This window comes from Luteimonas sp. MC1782 (assembly GCF_014164605.1).
In the GTDB taxonomy this organism is placed as follows: Bacteria; Pseudomonadota; Gammaproteobacteria; order Xanthomonadales; family Xanthomonadaceae; genus Luteimonas.
Map to the genome: position 1 here is coordinate 1 of NZ_JACJFT010000003.1, position 18,281 is coordinate 18,281.

Genomic DNA, 18,281 nt, shown 5'->3' on the forward strand with positions numbered 1-18,281 from the left:
CCGGAAGAGAAGGCGCGCGGCATCACCATTTCGACCTCGCACGTCGAGTACGAATCGCCGAACCGCCACTACGCGCACGTCGATTGCCCGGGTCACGCCGACTACGTCAAGAACATGATCACCGGTGCCGCGCAGATGGACGGCGCGATCCTGGTGTGTTCGGCCGCCGACGGCCCGATGCCGCAGACGCGCGAGCACATCCTGCTGGCGCGCCAGGTGGGCGTGCCGTACATCGTGGTGTTCCTGAACAAGGCCGACATGGTCGACGACGCCGAGCTGATGGAGCTCGTCGAGATGGAAGTGCGCGAGCTGCTCTCGAAGTACGACTTCCCCGGCGACGACACCCCGATCATCCAGGGTTCGGCGCTGAAGGCGCTGGAAGGCGACCAGTCGGACATCGGCGTGCCGGCGATCGTGAAGCTGGTCGAGGCGCTGGACACCTGGATCCCGGAGCCCGAGCGCGACGTGGACAAGCCGTTCCTGATGCCGGTCGAGGACGTGTTCTCGATCTCGGGCCGCGGCACGGTGGTGACCGGTCGCATCGAGCGCGGCATCATCAAGGTGGGCGAGGAAATCGAGATCGTCGGCATCCGTCCGACCGTCAAGACCACCGTCACCGGCGTCGAGATGTTCCGCAAGCTGCTCGACCAGGGCCAGGCGGGCGACAACGCGGGCCTCTTGCTGCGCGGCACCAAGCGTGACGACGTGGAGCGCGGCCAGGTGCTGTGCAAGCCGGGTTCAATCAAGCCGCACACCGAGTTCGAGGCCGAGGTGTACGTGCTGTCGAAGGACGAGGGTGGCCGTCATACGCCGTTCTTCAAGGGCTACCGCCCGCAGTTCTACTTCCGCACCACCGACATCACCGGCGCCTGCGAGCTGCCTGAGGGTGTCGAGATGGTGATGCCGGGCGACAACGTGAAGATGGTGGTCACGCTGATCAACCCGGTGGCGATGGACGACGGCCTGCGCTTCGCGATCCGCGAAGGTGGCCGTACGGTCGGCGCCGGCGTGGTTGCCAAGATCATCAAGTAGTCGTATCCCGGCGGCCAAGGCCGCCGTGGTACGTGCCGGGGCGAGTCGGTGACGGCTCGCCGTTGGCGTCTCAGGAAGGCCAATTTTTCGATTTACACGCCAGTAGCTCAATTGGCAGAGCAGCGGTCTCCAAAACCGCAGGTTGGGGGTTCGAGTCCCTCCTGGCGTGCCATGCCGCAACGAGGGCAGTAACGACTTGAACAGCAGGGTCGATCATTCGCGGAACCAGTCTTCGGCTGGCGATGTGGCCAAGTACGTCATAGCTGGACTGCTGGTTGTCGCCGGTCTGGTGGCGTTCTATTGGTTCGATGGGCAGTGGCCCACGCCGCTGCGCGTGCTGGCGGTTGTCGCTGGCGTCGCCTCCGGCCTGGTGGTGTTCCTGACCAGCGCCAAGGGCCTGCAGTTGCGGGAGTTCCTGTCCGAGGCCCGCTTCGAGCTGCGCAAGGTGGTCTGGCCGACGCGCCAGGAGGCCATGCGCATGACGTGGGTGGTCATGCTGGTGGTGGTCATCATCAGCCTGCTGCTCGCCGGCTTCGACCTGGTCATCCAGTGGGTGATCCGCCTGCTGCTCGGCAATTGATAAAGGCTGTCTAAGTCATATGGAAACCGAAGTCATCAAGCGCTGGTACGTGGTCCACGCCTATTCCGGCTTCGAGAAGTCGGTGGCCCAGGCGCTGCGCGACCGCATTGCCCGCCTTGAGATGGAAGACAAGTTCGGCGACGTGATGGTGCCCACCGAGGAAGTGATCGAGATGCGCGCCGGGCAGAAGCGCCGCTCCGAGCGCAAGTTCTTCCCGGGTTACGTGCTGGTGCAGATCGCCACCCACGACGAGGGCGGCATCCCGCGCATCGACAGCGAGAGCTGGCACCTGGTGAAGGAAACGCCCAAGGTCATGGGTTTCATCGGCGGAACCGCCGCCAACCCGCTGCCGATCCGCGACGACGAGGCCGATGCCATCCTCGCCCGCGTCCAGGAAGGCGTGGAGAAGCCGCGCCCGAAGGTGCTGTTCGAGGCCGGCCAGATGGTCCGCGTCACCGACGGCCCGTTCAACGACTTCAATGGCGTGGTCGAGGAAGTCAATTACGAGAAGAGCCGCCTGCGCGTGGCGGTGCTGATCTTCGGCCGGTCCACCCCGGTGGAGCTCGAGTTCGGGCAGGTCGAAAAGGCCTGATCGCCGGCCCTGTGCCGGCGCCCCGGAAGCTGCTATAGTACGCGGCTTCCTGCCCGCCACTGGCGGGCAAACGCACTGGCCGCCGGATGGGCGGCCTTTCGCGCACCAGACAACGCGATGCCGGGACGCGTGCGTATTCCCGGCCCGATGGGGAGCCTGAACGGCGTTCGCACCCGGAGAGCAACATGGCAAAGAAAGTAGTCGGTTACATCAAACTGCAGGTCAAGGCAGGCCAGGCGAATCCGTCGCCGCCCGTCGGCCCGGCCCTGGGCCAGCGCGGCCTGAACATCATGGAATTCTGCAAGGCGTTCAATGCCGCCACGCAGAAGCTCGAGCCGGGTCTCCCGACTCCCGTGATCATCACCGCGTACTCGGATCGCACGTTCACCTTCATCACCAAGAGCACCCCGGCTGCCGTGCTGCTCAAGAAGGCGGCGGGCGTGACCTCGGGTTCCAAGCGCCCGAACACCGAGAAGGTGGGCAAGGTGACCCGCGCGCAGATCGAAGAGATCGCCAAGGCGAAGGAAGCCGACCTGACGGCGGCCGATCTGGAAGCTGCAGTACGCACCATCACGGGCTCCGCCCGTTCGATGGGCTTGTCGGTGGAGGGCTGAGACCATGGCAGAGACCAAGCGACAGAAGGCGGCCAAGGCGGCAGTCGTCCCGGGCAAGATCTACCCGATCGATGAAGCGCTGAAGATCGTCAAGGACAACAGCAAGTCCAAGTTCGTCGAGGCCGTGGACGTTGCCGTCCGCCTCGGCGTGGACGCGCGCAAGTCGGACCAGCAGGTGCGCGGTTCCACCGTGCTGCCGGGCGGTACCGGCAAGAGCGTGCGCGTGGCGGTGTTTGCCCCGGCGGGTGCCAAGGCGGAAGAAGCCCTGGCCGCCGGTGCGGACGCGGTTGGCATGGACGACCTGGCCGAGAAGATGCAGGCGGGCGACCTCAGCTATGACGTCGTCATCGCCACCCCGGATGCGATGCGCGTGGTCGGCAAGCTCGGCACGCTGCTCGGTCCGCGTGGCCTGATGCCCAACCCCAAGGTCGGCACGGTGTCCCCGAATCCGGGCGAAGCCGTGAAGAACGCCAAGGGCGGCCAGGTGCGCTACCGCACCGACAAGGCCGGCATCATCCACTGCACCATCGGCAAGGCCGATTTCGACGCGGACCGCCTGAAGGAAAACCTGCAGGCGCTGCTGGCCGACCTGGTGAAGGCCAAGCCGGCCACCGCCAAGGGCCAGTACCTGCAGAAGATTTCGGTGAGCTCCACCATGGGCCCGGGCGTCGCGGTCGACGCGTCGTCGCTCTCGCTCAAGTAATCAGCAAGTTTTGAGGGCGTCGCCCAGGGCCCAGGCCCGAGGCGGAGCCGTCAAAGACCGCAGGCGCGGCCTGCGCGGCAATGACGACGGGCATGGATGCTCGAACTGGCATGGAATCGCCGTCGTTGCCCGCACAGGGCGCTTAATCCTCGAACCGCGCGAGCGGGGACGGGCCTGCGCAGATGGTTGCCGACCCTCCTCAAGATCAATGCTTCACGATCTGCTGGAAAACGGCCACCACCGGAACGCCGCTCGCGGCGTTCCCGGCGCCAAGGGACTGGCGTCGCCCCAGTACCGTCCCGGCGAGGATTCGCCAGGACGGAATTCGATGTACGGAGGAGTGCAATGGCTCTCAATCTGAACCAGAAGAAGGAAGTCGTTGCCGAACTGGCCGAGGTCGCCTCCAAGGCGCACTCGCTGGTTGCCGCGGAGTACGCGGGTCTGACGGTCGAGCAATTGACCAACATGCGGAAGAAAGCGCGCCTGGAAGGCGTGTTCTTGAAAGTTGCCAAGAACACGCTGGTCTCGCGCGCGGTGGAGGATACCGATTACGCCGTCGTCAAGGACGAGCTGACCGGTCCGCTGCTGTTTGCCTTCTCGCAGGAAGACCCCGGCGCCGCAGGACGCCTGATCAAGGAGTTCGCCAAGGCGAACGACAAGCTGAAGCCGCGCCTGGTGGCGATGGGCGGACAGATGTACCCGGGGTCCCACGTGGACGTCCTGGCTGCACTGCCCACCCGCGACCAGGCCCTGTCGATGCTGCTCAGCGTCATGGTCCAGCCCGCCACCATGCTGGTGCGCGTACTGGCCGAGCCGGCCACGCAGGTTGCCCGCGCCACGAGCGCGGTCGGCCAGCAAAAGGCGGCTTGAGGCACCCAATCGTTCGGTCACGACAACTGACCCCAGACGTTTTCCAACTTAGATAACAGAGGTATAGAGATGTCCCTTTCCAACGAGCAGATCATCGAAGCGATCAGCAGCAAGACCCTCATCGAGGTGATGGAGCTGGTCAAGGCGATGGAAGAGAAGTTCGGCGTGTCCGCCGCCGCCCCGGTGGCCGCTGCCGCCGGTCCGGCCGCCGCCGCCGCCCCGGTCGAAGAGCAGACCGAGTTCACCGTGACCCTGAAGTCGCCCGGCGAGAAGAAGGTCGAAGTGATCAAGGTGGTCCGCGCGATCACCGGCCTCGGCCTGAAGGAAGCGAAGGACCTGACCGAAGCCGGTGGCGTGGTCAAGGACAGCGCTTCGAAGGACGAAGCCGCGAAGATCAAGAAGGATCTGGAAACGGCCGGCGCCACGGTCGAAGTCAAGTAAGCGTTGTTGCGTCGCCTGCGTGATGGGCGACCACCGGGGCTGGGGGCGAAAGCCCCCGGCCTTCGGCCGTTGTAGCAAGTAAAAAACCCCGACATCGAGTCGGTAGTTGGAAGTAGCAGCAGAAGGCGTGCTGGTGCCGGCAATACCAGCGACTTCCAACTGGCGATTCACTTCGATTCCCCCAGGGGCGCGGACGCGCGCCCCGCAGATGCCCAAGGCGGTAGCCCCATGACGACGTATTCGTTCACCGAGAAGAAGCGCATCCGCAAGGACTTCGGCAAGCGCCGTTCGATCCTCGAGGTCCCGTTCCTGCTCGCGATCCAGGTCGATTCGTACCGCGAATTCCTGCAGGCCGACGTGGATCCGGCCCGCCGCGACGACCGCGGCCTCCATGCCGCGCTGAAGTCGGTGTTCCCGATCGTCAGCTACAACGGTTATGCAGCGCTGGAGTATGTCGGCTACAAGCTCGGCAGCCCGGTGTTCGACGAGCGCGAGTGCCGCAACCGCGGCCTCAGCTATGGCGCCCCGCTGCGCGTGACCGTGCGCCTGGTGATCTACGACCGCGAGTCGTCGAACAAGGCCATCAAGTACGTGAAGGAGCAGGAGGTCTACATGGGCGAGATCCCGCTCATGACCGACAACGGCACCTTCATCGTCAACGGCACCGAGCGCGTCATCGTCTCCCAGCTCCACCGCTCGCCGGGCGTGTTCTTCGACCACGACCGTGGCAAGACCCACAGCTCGGGCAAGCTGCTGTACAGCGCCCGCATCATCCCGTACCGCGGTTCCTGGCTCGACTTCGAGTTCGACCCGAAGGACGCGCTGTTCACCCGCATCGACCGCCGCCGCAAGCTGCCGGTGTCCGTGCTGCTGCGCGCGCTCGGCTACAACAACGAAGAAATGCTCAACGAGTTCTTCGAGATCGACACGTTCCACATCGACCCCGAGGAAGGCGTGCAGCTGGCGCTTGTCGCCGACCGCCTGCGCGGCGAGACGCTCGATTTCGACCTGGCCGATGGCGACCGCGTCATCGTCGAGGCGGGCAAGCGCATCACCGCGCGCCACGTCAAGCAGCTCACCGATTCGGGCATCGAAGCCCTGGCCGTGCCGGACAGTTACCTGGTCGGCCGCATCCTGTCGCATGACGTGATCGATGCCGCCACCGGCGAGCTGATCGCCAGCGCCAACGACGAGATCACCGACGAGATGCTGGAAGGCCTGCGCAAGGCCGGCGTCGAGGCGGTGGGCACCATCTGGGTCAACGACCTGGACCGTGGCCCGTACATGTCCAACACGCTGCGCATCGACGGCACCAAGACGCAGCTCGAGGCACTGGTCGAGATCTACCGCATGATGCGTCCCGGCGAGCCGCCGACCAAGGATGCCGCGCAGAACCTCTTCCACAACCTGTTCTTCACCTTCGAGCGCTACGACCTGTCGTCGGTCGGCCGCATGAAGTTCAACCGCCGCATCGGCCGCAAGGAAACCACCGGCGCGCCGGTGCTGTACGACGCGCGTTACTTCGCCGAGCGCAAGGACGAAGACTCCGTGCGCCTGCGCGAACAGTTCGGCGACATGTCCGACATCCTCGACGTGGTCAAGGTGCTCACCGAGATCCGCAACGGCCGCGGCACCGTCGATGACATCGACCACCTCGGCAACCGTCGCGTGCGCTCGGTCGGCGAAATGGCCGAGAACGTGTTCCGCGTCGGCCTGGTTCGCGTGGAACGCGCCGTGCGCGAGCGCCTGACGATGGCCGAGAACGACGGCCTGACCCCGCAGGAACTGATCAACGCCAAGCCGGTCGCGGCGGCGGTGAAGGAGTTCTTCGGTTCGTCGCAGCTGTCGCAGTTCATGGACCAGAACAACCCGCTTTCGGAAGTCACCCACAAGCGCCGCGTGTCGGCGCTCGGCCCGGGCGGCCTGACCCGCGAGCGCGCCGGCTTCGAGGTGCGCGACGTGCACCCCACGCATTACGGCCGCGTCTGCACCATCGAAACGCCCGAAGGCCCCAACATCGGCCTGATCAACTCGCTGGCCGTGTTCGCGCGCACCAACCACTACGGCTTCCTCGAGACGCCGTACCGCAAGGTGGTGGATGGCAAGGTCACCGACGACGTCGAGTACCTGTCGGCGATCGAGGAAAACGAGTACGTCATTGCCCAGGTGAGCGCGCCGCAGGACGAGAACGGCGTGCTGACCGCGCAGTTCGTCGCCTGCCGCTTCCAGGGCGAGAACCTGCTCAAGCCGCCGAGCGAGATCCACTACATGGACGTCTCGCCGATGCAGACCGTGTCGGTCGCGGCGGCGCTCGTGCCGTTCCTGGAGCACGACGACGCGAACCGCGCGTTGATGGGCGCCAACATGCAGCGCCAGGCCGTGCCCACGCTGCGCAGCCAGAAGCCGCTGGTCGGCACCGGCATCGAGCGCGCCGTGGCGCGCGACTCGGGCGTGACGGTGAACGCGCGCCGTGGCGGCGTGATCGAGCAGATCGACGCCGGCCGCATCGTGGTCAAGGTCAACGAGGACGAGATTTCCGGCGAGACCGATGCCGGCGTCGACATCTACAACCTGATCAAGTACACGCGCTCCAACCAGAACACCTGCATCAACCAGACTCCGCTGGTCAACGTCGGCGACGTGGTCGCCCGCGGCGACGTGCTGGCCGACGGTCCCTCGACCGACATCGGCGAGCTCGCGCTCGGCCAGAACATGCTGGTCGCGTTCATGCCGTGGAATGGCTACAACTTCGAGGACTCGATCCTGCTCTCCGAGCGCGTGGTCGAGGAGGATCGCTACACCACGATCCACATCGAAGAGCTCACCGCGGTCGCGCGTGACACCAAGCTCGGGCCGGAGGAGATCTCCGCCGACATCCCGAACGTCTCCGAGCAGGCGCTGAACCGCCTCGACGAGTCGGGCGTGGTGTACATCGGCGCCGAGGTGCGTGCCGGCGACATCCTGGTGGGCAAGGTCACGCCGAAGGGCGAGAGCCAGCTCACCCCGGAAGAGAAGCTGCTGCGCGCGATCTTCGGCGAGAAGGCCTCCGACGTTAAGGACAGCTCGCTGCGCGTGCCGCCCGGCATGGACGGCACCGTCATCGATGTGCAGGTCTTCACCCGTGACGGCATCGAGAAGGACAAGCGCGCGCGCCAGATCGAGGAAAACGAGATCAAGAGCGTCAAGAAGGACTTTGACGACCAGTTCCGCATCCTCGAGGGCGCGATCTACGCGCGCCTGCGCGACCAGCTGCTGGGCAAGGTCGCCAACGGCGGCCCGGGCGTGAAGAAGGGCGACACCGTCTCCTCGCTGGTGCTCGACGGCATCCGCAAGGCCGAGTGGCTGCAGCTGCGCATGAAGGACGACGACGCGGCCGACGCGATCGAGCGCGCGCAGAAGCAGCTCGAGGTCCACGAGAAGGAGTTCGAGCGCCGCTTCCAGGACAAGCGCGGCAAGATCACCCAGGGTGACGACCTCGCCCCGGGCGTGCTGAAGATGGTCAAGGTCTACCTGGCCGTGAAGCGCCGCATCCAGCCGGGCGACAAGATGGCCGGCCGCCACGGCAACAAGGGCGTGGTGTCCACCATCGTCCCGGTGCAGGACATGCCGTACATGGCCGATGGCCAGACGGTCGACATCGTGCTGAACCCGCTGGGCGTGCCGAGCCGAATGAACATCGGCCAGATCCTCGAGGTGCACCTGGGCTGGGCCGCGAAGGGCCTGGGCCAGAAGATCGACCGCATGCTGCAGGCGCAGGCCAAGATCACCGAGCTGCGCAAGTTCCTCGACCAGATCTACAACCACGACGACAAGCTGCACGGCCAGCGCGTCGACCTCACGCAGTTCAGCGACGAAGAACTGCTGGTGCTGGCGCAGAACCTGACCGACGGTGTGCCGATGGCCACCCCGGTGTTCGATGGCGCGGACGAGTCCGAGATCAAGGCGATGCTGACGCTTGCCGACCTGCCAACCAACGGCCAGGCGCAGCTGTACGACGGCCGCACGGGCGACGCCTTCGAGCGCAAGGTGACCGTGGGCTACATGCACATGCTGAAGCTCAACCATCTGGTCGACGACAAGATGCACGCGCGTTCGACCGGTCCGTACTCGCTCGTCACCCAGCAGCCGCTTGGCGGCAAGGCGCAGTTCGGCGGCCAGCGCTTCGGCGAGATGGAGGTCTGGGCGCTGGAAGCCTACGGCGCGGCATACACGCTGCAGGAAATGCTGACGGTCAAGTCGGACGACGTGCAGGGCCGCAACCAGATGTACAAGAACATCGTCGACGGCGAACACGAGATGGTCGCGGGCATGCCCGAGTCCTTCAACGTGCTGGTCAAGGAAATCCGCTCGCTCGCGATCAACATGGAGCTGGAAGAGAACTGAGGACGCAGCCGGGGCAGGGCGCGCCTGACGCGCCCCGCACCCGCAAGCACCGCAGCCCCGTCCTCGATTCCCGATCCCGGAGAAACACATGAAAGACCTTCTGAACCTGTTCAACCAGCAGCGCCCGGCGCTCGACTTCGACGCGATCAAGATCGCGCTGGCCTCTCCCGACCTGATCCGTTCGTGGTCGTTCGGCGAGGTCAAGAAGCCCGAGACCATCAACTACCGCACCTTCAAGCCGGAGCGTGACGGCCTGTTCTGTTCGGCCATCTTCGGCCCGATCAAGGACTACGAGTGCCTGTGCGGCAAGTACAAGCGCATGAAGCACCGCGGCGTGGTGTGCGAGAAGTGCGGCACCGAAGTGACGCTGGCCAAGGTGCGCCGCGAGCGCATGGGCCACATCGACCTGGCCAGCCCGACCGCGCACATCTGGTTCCTCAAGTCGCTGCCCTCGCGCATCGGCCTGATGCTGGACATGACCCTGCGTGACATCGAACGCATCCTGTATTTCGAGGCGTTCGTGGTCACCGAGCCGGGCCTGACCCCGATGGAGCGTGGCCAGCTGCTCAACGAAGAGCAGTACATGCAGATGCGCCAGGAGCACGGCGACGACTTCGACGCCGCCATGGGCGCCGAGGCCGTGTTCGACCTGCTGCGCACGATCGACCTTCAGGCGCAGATGGTCCAGCTGCGCGAGGACATCGCCGCCACCGGTTCCGAGACCAAGCTCAAGCGCCTCACCAAGCGCATCAAGCTGGTCGAGGCTTTCCTCGAGTCGGGCAACCGCCCCGAGTGGATGGTCATGACCGTGCTGCCGGTGCTGCCGCCGGACCTGCGTCCGCTCGTTCCCCTGGATGGCGGCCGCTTCGCGACCTCCGACCTCAACGACCTGTATCGCCGCGTCATCAACCGCAACAACCGCCTGCGCCGCCTGCTGGAGCTCAACGCGCCCGACATCATCGTGCGCAACGAGAAGCGCATGCTGCAGGAGTCGGTTGACGCGCTGATGGACAACGGCCGTCGCGGCCGCGCCATCACCGGCACCAACAAGCGCCCGCTCAAGTCGCTGGCCGACATGATCAAGGGCAAGCAGGGTCGCTTCCGCCAGAACCTGCTCGGCAAGCGCGTCGACTACTCGGGCCGTTCGGTCATCGTGGTCGGCCCGTACCTGAAGCTGCACCAGTGCGGCCTGCCGAAGAAGATGGCGCTCGAGCTGTTCAAGCCCTTCATCTTCGCCAAGCTGCAGCGCCGTGGCCTGGCCACCACCATCAAGGCCGCCAAGAAGCTCGTCGAGCGCGAAGAGGCCGAGGTGTGGGACATCCTCGAAGAGGTGATCCGCGAGCATCCGGTGCTGCTGAACCGCGCGCCGACCCTGCACCGCCTGGGCATCCAGGCGTTCGAGCCGGTGCTGATCGAGGGCAAGGCCATCCAGCTGCACCCGCTGGTCTGCACCGCGTTCAACGCCGACTTCGACGGTGACCAGATGGCCGTCCACGTGCCGCTCTCGCTGGAAGCCCAGCTGGAAGCGCGCGCGCTGATGATGTCGTCCAACAACATCCTGTCGCCGGCCAACGGCGAGCCGATCATCGTGCCGTCGCAGGACGTCGTGCTCGGTCTGTACTACATGACCCGCGCGCTGGAAAACACCCCGGGCGAAGGCATGGCGTTCGCCAACGTCTCCGAGGTCAAGCGCGCCTACGACGCCAAGGTCGCCGGCCTGCATGCCAAGGTGAAGGTGCGCATCTCCGAAACCGTGATCGACGAAGAAGGTGGCCGCACGACCGGCGCGTCGATCGTGGAGACCACGGTCGGTCGCGCCTTGCTGGCGGAAATCCTGCCGGAAGGCCTGCCGTTCGCGCTGGCCAACACCGAGCTGAACAAGAAGAACATCAGCCGCCTGATCAACACCTGCTACCGCATGCTGGGCCTGAAGGACACGGTGGTGTTCGCCGACCGCCTGATGTACACCGGCTTTGCGTACGCCACGCGCGCCGGCGTCTCCATCGGCATCGACGACATGATCATCCCGCCCGAGAAGAAGGGCATCCTCGACGAGGCCGAGGGCGAGGTGCTGGAAATCCAGCAGCAGTACCAGTCCGGCCTGGTCACCGCGGGCGAACGCTACAACAAGGTCGTCGACATCTGGTCGCGCACGAACGAGCGCGTCGCCAAGGCGATGATGGAGGCCATCGGCACCGAGACCGTGACCAACGCCAAGGGCGAGCAGGTCCCGCAGAAGTCGATGAACTCCGTCTACATCATGGCCGACTCCGGCGCGCGTGGTTCGCAGGCGCAGATCCGCCAGCTGGCCGGCATGCGCGGCCTGATGGCCAAGCCCGACGGCTCGATTATCGAGACCCCGATCACCTCGAACTTCCGCGAGGGCCTGAACGTCCAGCAGTACTTCATCTCGACCCACGGTGCCCGCAAGGGCCTCGCGGATACCGCGCTGAAGACCGCGAACTCCGGTTACCTGACCCGTCGCCTGGTCGACGTGGCACAGGACGTGGTGATCACCGAAACCGACTGCGGCACCCGCGACGGCCTGACCATGACCCCGATCGTGGAAGGCGGCGACGTGGTCGAGCCGCTGAAGGATCGGGTGCTGGGTCGCGTGGTTGCCGAGGATGTGTTCCTGCCGGGCAACGACGACGAGCCGGTGGTGACCCGCAACACGCTGCTCGACGAAGCCTGGGTGCAGAAGCTCGAGGACGACGGCGTGCAGACCATCCAGGTCCGCTCCACCATCACCTGCGAGTCCTCGTTCGGTGTCTGCGCGCTGTGCTACGGCCGCGACCTTGGCCGCGGCCACCAGGTGAACCACGGTGAGGCGGTCGGCGTGGTCGCCGCGCAGTCCATCGGCGAGCCCGGCACCCAGCTGACCATGCGTACGTTCCACATCGGTGGCGCCGCGTCGCGTGCCGCGGCGATCGACAACGTGACGGTCAAGACCACCGGCTCGGTCAAGTTCAACAACATCAAGTCGGTCCAGCACGACAAGGGCCACCTGGTGGCGGTGTCGCGCTCCGGCGAGCTGTCGATCCTCGACGCCCACGGCCGCGAGCGCGAGCGTTACAAGCTCCCGTACGGCGCGACCATCCACGTCAAGGACACGCAGGCTGTCAAGGCTGGGCAGACGGTCGCCAACTGGGACCCGCATAACCACCCGATCGTGTCGGAAGTGAAGGGCGTGATGCGCTTCGTCGACTTCATCGACGGCGTCACCGTGATCGAGAAGACCGACGACCTGACCGGCCTCGCCTCGCGCGAGATCACCGATCCGAAGCGTCGCGGCTCGCAGGGCAAGGACCTGCGCCCGATCATCCGCATCGTCGACGAGAAGACCGGCAAGGACCTCAGCATCCCGAACACCGACCTGCCGGCGCAGTACATGCTCCCGCCGCGCTCGATCGTCAACATGCAGGACGGCGCGTCCGTCGGCGTGGGCGACGTGGTGGCGAAGATCCCGCAGGAAGCGTCCAAGACCCGCGACATCACCGGCGGCCTGCCGCGCGTGGCCGACCTGTTCGAAGCCCGCAAGCCCAAGGACCCGGCGATCCTCGCCGAGAAGTCGGGCGTGGTGAGCTTCGGCAAGGACACCAAGGGCAAGCAGCGCCTGATCATCAAGGGCGCCGACGGTGACGATCACGAGGAGCTGATCCCGAAGTACCGCCAGATCATCGTGTTCGAAGGCGAGCACGTCGAGAAGGGCGAGACCGTGGTGGACGGCGAGCCGAGCCCGCAGGACATCCTGCGCCTCAAGGGCGTCGAGGAACTTGCGTCGTACCTGACCAAGGAAATCCAGGACGTCTATCGCTTGCAGGGCGTGAAGATCAACGACAAGCACATCGAGGTGATCGTCCGCCAGATGCTGCGCAAGGTCGAGATCACCGACGCCGGTGACAGCCGTTTCCTCAATGGCGAGCAGGCCGAGCGCCAGCGCGTGATCGAGGACAACATCAAGCTCAATGCCAAGGGCCAGTTGCCGGTGCGCTACGATCCGGTGCTGCTCGGCATCACCAAGGCGTCGCTGGCGACCGAGTCGTTCATCTCCGCGGCGTCCTTCCAGGAAACCACCCGCGTGCTGACCGAGGCTGCCGTCCGCGGTACCCGCGACAGCCTGCGCGGCCTGAAGGAAAACGTCATCGTCGGCCGCCTGATCCCGGCGGGCACCGGCCTGGCGTACCATACGCAGCGCCGCAAGAACGCCTCCGGCCTGACCGACTCCGAAATGGAAGCGCTGTCCGGGGGGACCGTGGCCGAGGTTGCCGCGGAACCCGCAGTGATGATCGAGGCTCCGGCCGCCGCGGAAGCGGCGGGCGAGGGCGACGAAGGCTGATACCAAGTTAGTGACGGCCCCTCGGGGCCGTCCCAGATCCCGAAATGAGGTGCCATGGAGGCGCTTCGTGTTCGGCCCAGGATGGGCGGGAAAGAGATCGCGGCCATGGTCGCGCCCGAGTCGGGGCGCGCATGGCGGGTCGTATGCTGCGTTGACGCTGGTCGTCGGCGCACGCTATACTTTTCCGTCTGGCAGGCTGGATCATTCCGCCTGCCTTTGTTTTCGCGCACGGAACCTGGACCGTGCGGCCGGCAAGGGCCCAAGGTCCTTGTCACCAGAGCCGGGCCCAGGCCCGCCACACACACCGCGGGCCCCGTGCCCAGAGCAAAGACCCGAGACCGATGGCAACAATCAACCAGCTCGTGCGCAAGTCGCGCAGCCCGGAAACCTACAAGAGCAACTCGCCCGCCCTGGAGAACTGTCCCCAGCGTCGCGGCGTGTGCACGCGTGTCTACACCACCACGCCGAAGAAGCCGAACTCGGCCCTGCGCAAGGTCGCCAAGGTGCGCCTGACCAACGGCTACGAGGTGATCTCCTACATTGGTGGCGAAGGCCACAACCTGCAGGAGCACTCGGTGGTGCTGATCCGCGGCGGTCGCGTCAAGGACCTCCCCGGCGTGCGTTACCACACCGTGCGTGGCTCGCTCGACGCCGCCGGCGTCACCAAGCGCAAGCAGGCGCGTTCGAAGTACGGCGCGAAGCGTCCGAAGGCCTGAGCCTCCGGCTGTTGACGCTCCGTCGAACCAGATACTGACAAAGGCACAAGAACAATGTCGCGTAAAGGAAACACCCCGCAGCGCTCGGTGCTGCCCGACCCGAAGCACGGGAGCGAGACCATCGCCCGCTTCATCAACATGGTCATGTACAGCGGCAAGAAGTCCGTCGCCGAGAAAATCGTCTACGGCGCCATGGACGTGATCGGCGAAAAGACCCCGAACCCGCTTGAAGTCGTCGAGAAGGCGCTTGGCAATATCTCGCCTTCGGTCGAGGTCAAGTCCCGTCGCGTCGGCGGTGCTACCTACCAGGTGCCGGTCGAAGTGCGCCAGTCGCGGCGCATGGCGCTGGCGATGCGCTGGCTGATCGACTCCGCGCGCAAGCGTGGCGAGAACACCATGCCGCGCAAGCTTGCGGCCGAACTGATCGACGCCTCCGAGAACCGTGGCGGCGCAATCAAGAAGCGCGAGGAAACCCATCGCATGGCGGAGGCGAACAAGGCGTTCGCCCACTACCGCTGGTAATGGCACCCGGGCGGCGCGCAACACGCGCCGCCGGCGACGGCCCCGCCGGCGCCAGTACATCGCAGTAGCCGGGTGCCGCCTTCTGGCGGCATTCGGCCATCCGGAAACTTCTCCGCTCAGCGGACAAAAAATAGAGAGACCGCCGTGGCTCGCACCACTCCCATCGAACGCTACCGCAACTTCGGCATCATGGCCCACATCGATGCCGGCAAGACCACCACGTCCGAGCGCATCCTGTTCTACACCGGTGTCAGCCACAAGCTGGGCGAAGTGCACGACGGCGCCGCCACCATGGACTGGATGGAGCAGGAGCAGGAGCGCGGCATCACGATCCAGTCGGCGGCCACCACCGCGTTCTGGTCGGGCATGGACAAGTCGCTGCCGCAGCACCGCTTCAACATCATCGATACCCCCGGGCACGTCGACTTCACGATCGAAGTCGAACGCAGCCTGCGCGTGCTCGATGGCGCGGTGTTCGTGCTGTGTGCCGTTGGCGGCGTGCAGCCGCAGTCCGAGACCGTGTGGCGCCAGGCCAACAAGTACCACGTGCCCCGCATGGCGTTCGTCAACAAGATGGACCGCACCGGCGCCAACTTCGACAAGGTCGTAGAGCAGCTCAAGTCGCGCCTGGGCGCGAGCCCGGTGCCGATGCAGGTGCCGGTCGGCGCCGAGGACGGCTTCGAAGGCGTCATCGACCTGCTGAAGATGAAGGCGGTCCATTGGGATACCGCGTCGCAGGGCATGGTGTTCGAGTACAAGGAGATTCCCGCGCACCTTGCCGACAAGGCCATCGAGGCGCGTGCGTTCATGGTGGAATCGGCGGCAGAGGCCACCGAAGAGCTGATGAACAAGTACCTCGAGGGCGGCGAGCTCACCGAGGACGAGATCGTCGCCGGCCTGCGCCTGCGTACCTTGAACGTCGAGATCGTGCCGGTGTACTGCGGCACCGCGTTCAAGAACAAGGGCGTCCAGGCGATGCTTGACGGCGTGATCCAGCTGCTGCCGTCGCCCACGGACCGTCCGCCGGTCCAGGGCATCGACGACCGCGAGCAGCCCGATACCCGCCTCGCGGACGACAAGGCGCCGTTCTCGGCGCTGGCGTTCAAGATCATGACCGACCCGTTCGTCGGTTCGCTGACGTTCTTCCGCGTGTACTCGGGCGTCCTCAACGCCGGCGACCAGGTGTACAACCCGATCAAGAGCCGCAAGGAGCGCATCGGCCGCCTGTTGCAGATGCACTCCAACGACCGCCAGGAAATCAAGCAGGTGTGCGCCGGCGACATCGCCGCGGCCGTCGGCCTGAAGGACGTCACCACCGGTGACACGCTGTGCGCGCAGGACCACATCATCACGCTGGAACGGATGGTCTTCCCGGAGCCCGTCATCTCGATGGCGGTCGAGCCCAAGACCAAGTCCGACCAGGAGAAGATGGGCCTCGCGCTCGGTCGCCTTGCGCAGGAGGATCCGTCGTTCCGCGTGCGCACCGACGAGGAGTCCGGCCAGACCATCATTGCCGGCATGGGCGAGCTGCACCTGGACATCCTCGTGGACCGCATGAAGCGCGAGTTCAACGTCGAAGCCAACGTCGGCAAGCCGCAGGTTGCCTACCGCGAGACCATCCGCAAGACGGTCAAGTCGGAAGGCAAGTTCGTGCGCCAGTCGGGCGGCAAGGGCCAGTTCGGCCACGTGTGGCTTGAGATCTCGCCGCAGGAAGCCGGCGCCGGCTACGTGTTCGAGAACTCGATCGTCGGTGGAACGGTGCCGAAGGAATACATCCCGGCGGTCGACAAGGGCATCCAGGAAGCGATGGCCAACGGCCTGCTTGCCGGCTACCCGATCGTCGACATCAAGGTGAAGCTGATCGACGGCTCCTACCACGAGGTCGACTCCTCGGAAATGGCGTTCAAGATCGCCGGCTCCATGGGCTTCAAGGAAGGTTTCCACAAGGCCGGTCCGGTCCTGCTGGAGCCGATCATGAAGGTCGAGATCGTGTCGCCCGAGGATTACATCGGTGACGTGATGGGCGACGTCAGCCGTCGTCGCGGCATCCTGCAGGGCCAGGACGACAGCCCGTCGGGCAAGATCGTCAACGCGATGATCCCGCTGGGCGAAATGTTCGGCTACGCGACCAGCCTGCGTTCGATGTCGCAGGGCCGCGCGACGTTCACGATGGAGTTCGACCATTACGCCGACGCGCCGACCAACATCGTCGACGAAGTCGTCAAGAAGAAGTAAGCGGCCGCGGCAACGCGGTCCCTTCCAACAACTTTCTGAGAGTGAAGAATCATGGCCAAGGGTAAGTTCGAGCGCACCAAGCCCCACGTGAACGTGGGCACGATCGGTCACGTCGACCACGGCAAGACGACGCTGACGGCGGCGCTGACGAAGATCGGTGCGGAACGCTTCGGCGGCGAATTCCACGCCTACGACGCGATCGACAAGGCGCCGGAAGAGAAGGCGCGCGGCATCACCATTTCGACCTCGCACGTCGAGTACGAATCGCCGAACCGCCACTACGCGCACGTCGATTGCCCGGGTCACGCCGACTACGTCAAGAACATGATCACCGGTGCCGCGCAGATGGACGGCGCGATCCTGGTGTGTTCGGCCGCCGACGGCCCGATGCCGCAGACGCGCGAGCACATCCTGCTGGCGCGCCAGGTGGGCGTGCCGTACATCGTGGTGTTCCTGAACAAGGCCGACATGGTCGACGACGCCGAGCTGATGGAGCTCGTCGAGATGGAAGTGCGCGAGCTGCTCTCGAAGTACGACTTCCCCGGCGACGACACCCCGATCATCCAGGGTTCGGCGCTGAAGGCGCTGGAAGGCGACCAGTCGGACATCGGCGTGCCGGCGATCGTGAAGCTGGTCGAGGCGCTGGACACCTGGATCCCGGAGCCCGAGCGCGACGTGGACAAGCCGTTCCTGATGCCGGTCGAGGACGTGTTCTCGATCTCGGGCCGCGGCACGGTGGTGACCGGTCGCATCGAGCGCGGCATCATCAAGGTGGGCGAGGAAATCGAGATCGTCGGCATCCGTCCGACCGTCAAGACCACCGTCACCGGCGTCGAGATGTTCCGCAAGCTGCTCGACCAGGGCCAGGCGGGCGACAACGCGGGCCTCTTGCTGCGCGGCACCAAGCGTGACGACGTGGAGCGCGGCCAGGTGCTGTGCAAGCCGGGTTCAATCAAGCCGCACACCGAGTTCGAGGCCGAGGTGTACGTGCTGTCGAAGGACGAGGGTGGCCGTCATACGCCGTTCTTCAAGGGCTACCGCCCGCAGTTCTACTTCCGCACCACCGACATCACCGGCGCCTGCGAGCTGCCTGAGGGTGTCGAGATGGTGATGCCGGGCGACAACGTGAAGATGGTGGTCACGCTGATCAACCCGGTGGCGATGGACGACGGCCTGCGCTTCGCGATCCGCGAAGGTGGCCGTACGGTCGGCGCCGGCGTGGTCGCCAAGATCATCAAGTAGTCGTATCCCGGC

Annotated in this window: 13 protein-coding genes and 1 tRNA gene; all 14 read left to right on the plus strand. The window is 65.6% G+C overall.

Annotated features, from left to right (window positions below):
- Nucleotides 1-1,032, plus strand: a 1,032-nt coding sequence (tuf, locus tag H5368_RS12900) for an elongation factor Tu (RefSeq protein ID WP_182825342.1), incomplete at its 5' end; no start/stop codon positions are given.
- Between the two features lie 96 nt (nucleotides 1,033-1,128).
- A tRNA-Trp gene (locus H5368_RS12905) sits at nucleotides 1,129-1,204 on the plus strand.
- A gap of 24 nt (nucleotides 1,205-1,228) precedes the next feature.
- The gene (secE, locus tag H5368_RS12910) at nucleotides 1,229-1,612 is read left to right on the plus strand and encodes a preprotein translocase subunit SecE (protein ID WP_182825344.1); all 384 of its coding nucleotides are present in this window, start codon (nucleotides 1,229-1,231) and stop codon (nucleotides 1,610-1,612) included.
- Nucleotides 1,613-1,646: 34 nt separating this feature from the next.
- A complete protein-coding gene (gene nusG / locus H5368_RS12915; RefSeq protein WP_182825444.1) occupies nucleotides 1,647-2,204 on the plus strand; it encodes a transcription termination/antitermination protein NusG in 558 nt (185 codons plus the stop codon).
- A gap of 185 nt (nucleotides 2,205-2,389) precedes the next feature.
- On the plus strand, nucleotides 2,390-2,818 hold the full coding sequence (gene rplK / locus H5368_RS12920; RefSeq protein ID WP_182825346.1) for a 50S ribosomal protein L11: 429 nt from the start codon (nucleotides 2,390-2,392) through the stop codon (nucleotides 2,816-2,818).
- Nucleotides 2,819-2,822: 4 nt separating this feature from the next.
- On the plus strand, nucleotides 2,823-3,521 hold the full coding sequence (rplA, locus tag H5368_RS12925; RefSeq protein WP_182825348.1) for a 50S ribosomal protein L1: 699 nt from the start codon (nucleotides 2,823-2,825) through the stop codon (nucleotides 3,519-3,521).
- A 345-nt stretch (nucleotides 3,522-3,866) separates the two neighbouring features.
- A complete protein-coding gene (rplJ, locus tag H5368_RS12930) occupies nucleotides 3,867-4,391 on the plus strand; it encodes a 50S ribosomal protein L10 (RefSeq protein WP_182825350.1) in 525 nt (174 codons plus the stop codon).
- Between the two features lie 69 nt (nucleotides 4,392-4,460).
- Nucleotides 4,461-4,832: a 50S ribosomal protein L7/L12 gene (gene rplL / locus H5368_RS12935; RefSeq protein WP_182825352.1), complete on the plus strand. Its 372-nt coding sequence runs from the start codon at nucleotides 4,461-4,463 to the stop codon at nucleotides 4,830-4,832.
- Between the two features lie 228 nt (nucleotides 4,833-5,060).
- The gene (gene rpoB, locus H5368_RS12940) at nucleotides 5,061-9,215 is read left to right on the plus strand and encodes a DNA-directed RNA polymerase subunit beta (RefSeq protein ID WP_182825354.1); all 4,155 of its coding nucleotides are present in this window, start codon (nucleotides 5,061-5,063) and stop codon (nucleotides 9,213-9,215) included.
- A gap of 88 nt (nucleotides 9,216-9,303) precedes the next feature.
- Nucleotides 9,304-13,554 carry a DNA-directed RNA polymerase subunit beta' gene (gene rpoC, locus H5368_RS12945; protein WP_182825356.1) on the plus strand — a complete coding sequence of 1,417 codons (4,251 nt, stop codon included), beginning with the start codon at nucleotides 9,304-9,306 and terminating at the stop codon, nucleotides 13,552-13,554.
- Between the two features lie 341 nt (nucleotides 13,555-13,895).
- Nucleotides 13,896-14,270 (plus strand): 30S ribosomal protein S12, encoded by a 375-nt coding sequence (rpsL, locus tag H5368_RS12950; protein WP_182825358.1) that lies wholly within the window; start codon nucleotides 13,896-13,898, stop codon nucleotides 14,268-14,270.
- A gap of 54 nt (nucleotides 14,271-14,324) precedes the next feature.
- Entirely contained in the window at nucleotides 14,325-14,792 is a 468-nt protein-coding gene (gene rpsG, locus H5368_RS12955) for a 30S ribosomal protein S7 (protein WP_182825360.1), read from the plus strand.
- A 144-nt stretch (nucleotides 14,793-14,936) separates the two neighbouring features.
- Nucleotides 14,937-17,027 carry an elongation factor G gene (gene fusA / locus H5368_RS12960; protein WP_182825362.1) on the plus strand — a complete coding sequence of 697 codons (2,091 nt, stop codon included), beginning with the start codon at nucleotides 14,937-14,939 and terminating at the stop codon, nucleotides 17,025-17,027.
- Nucleotides 17,028-17,078: 51 nt separating this feature from the next.
- Nucleotides 17,079-18,269 carry an elongation factor Tu gene (gene tuf, locus H5368_RS12965; protein WP_182825364.1) on the plus strand — a complete coding sequence of 397 codons (1,191 nt, stop codon included), beginning with the start codon at nucleotides 17,079-17,081 and terminating at the stop codon, nucleotides 18,267-18,269.
- The last annotated feature ends 12 nt before the right edge of the window (nucleotides 18,270-18,281 follow it).